Origin of the sequence: Mycobacterium sp. DBP42 (genome assembly GCF_005924235.1) — a bacterium.
GTDB lineage: Bacteria > Actinomycetota > Actinomycetes > Mycobacteriales > Mycobacteriaceae > Mycobacterium > Mycobacterium syngnathidarum.
The window spans coordinates 1-1,728 of record NZ_VCMY01000091.1; the positions used below are offsets into that span (position 1 = coordinate 1).

1 rRNA gene is annotated in these 1,728 nt (G+C 55.7%); it reads left to right on the forward strand.

The features are described from left to right. The first annotated feature begins 194 nt into the window (after positions 1 to 194). Positions 195 to 1,712, forward strand: a 16S ribosomal RNA gene (locus E0T84_RS31485). Positions 1,713 to 1,728 lie beyond the last annotated feature (16 nt).

Below are 1,728 nucleotides of genomic sequence, written 5' to 3' on the forward strand. Positions count from 1 at the left end.
TGTTGTTTGAGAACTCAATAGTGTGTTTGGTGGTTTTTGTTTGTTGTTTTTTGCCATTCATCTTGGGGGACTCCCCGTCTTCCGTTCTTGGTGGGTGGTTTTGTTTTTTTGATGCCAGTTTGTTTGGTGTCTTTTGTTTGTGATCGGATTTTTCTGAATCTGAATTCTGCCTGGTTTTGGGACTGGGAAGTTTTTGTTTGGAGAGTTTGATCCTGGCTCAGGACGAACGCTGGCGGCGTGCTTAACACATGCAAGTCGAACGGAAAGGCCCTTCGGGGTACTCGAGTGGCGAACGGGTGAGTAACACGTGGGTGATCTGCCCTGCACTTTGGGATAAGCCTGGGAAACTGGGTCTAATACCGAATAGGACCACGCATTTCATGGTGTGTGGTGGAAAGCTTTTGCGGTGTGGGATGGGCCCGCGGCCTATCAGCTTGTTGGTGGGGTAATGGCCTACCAAGGCGACGACGGGTAGCCGGCCTGAGAGGGTGACCGGCCACACTGGGACTGAGATACGGCCCAGACTCCTACGGGAGGCAGCAGTGGGGAATATTGCACAATGGGCGCAAGCCTGATGCAGCGACGCCGCGTGAGGGATGACGGCCTTCGGGTTGTAAACCTCTTTCAATAGGGACGAAGCGCAAGTGACGGTACCTATAGAAGAAGGACCGGCCAACTACGTGCCAGCAGCCGCGGTAATACGTAGGGTCCGAGCGTTGTCCGGAATTACTGGGCGTAAAGAGCTCGTAGGTGGTTTGTCGCGTTGTTCGTGAAAACTCACAGCTTAACTGTGGGCGTGCGGGCGATACGGGCAGACTAGAGTACTGCAGGGGAGACTGGAATTCCTGGTGTAGCGGTGGAATGCGCAGATATCAGGAGGAACACCGGTGGCGAAGGCGGGTCTCTGGGCAGTAACTGACGCTGAGGAGCGAAAGCGTGGGGAGCGAACAGGATTAGATACCCTGGTAGTCCACGCCGTAAACGGTGGGTACTAGGTGTGGGTTTCCTTCCTTGGGATCCGTGCCGTAGCTAACGCATTAAGTACCCCGCCTGGGGAGTACGGCCGCAAGGCTAAAACTCAAAGGAATTGACGGGGGCCCGCACAAGCGGCGGAGCATGTGGATTAATTCGATGCAACGCGAAGAACCTTACCTGGGTTTGACATGCACAGGACGCCGGTAGAGATATTGGTTCCCTTGTGGCCTGTGTGCAGGTGGTGCATGGCTGTCGTCAGCTCGTGTCGTGAGATGTTGGGTTAAGTCCCGCAACGAGCGCAACCCTTGTCTCATGTTGCCAGCACGTTATGGTGGGGACTCGTGAGAGACTGCCGGGGTCAACTCGGAGGAAGGTGGGGATGACGTCAAGTCATCATGCCCCTTATGTCCAGGGCTTCACACATGCTACAATGGCCGGTACAAAGGGCTGCGATGCCGTGAGGTGGAGCGAATCCTTTCAAAGCCGGTCTCAGTTCGGATCGGGGTCTGCAACTCGACCCCGTGAAGTCGGAGTCGCTAGTAATCGCAGATCAGCAACGCTGCGGTGAATACGTTCCCGGGCCTTGTACACACCGCCCGTCACGTCATGAAAGTCGGTAACACCCGAAGCCGGTGGCCTAACCCTTGTGGAGGGAGCCGTCGAAGGTGGGATCGGCGATTGGGACGAAGTCGTAACAAGGTAGCCGTACCGGAAGGTGCGGCTGGATCACCTCCTTTCTAAGGAGCACCACGA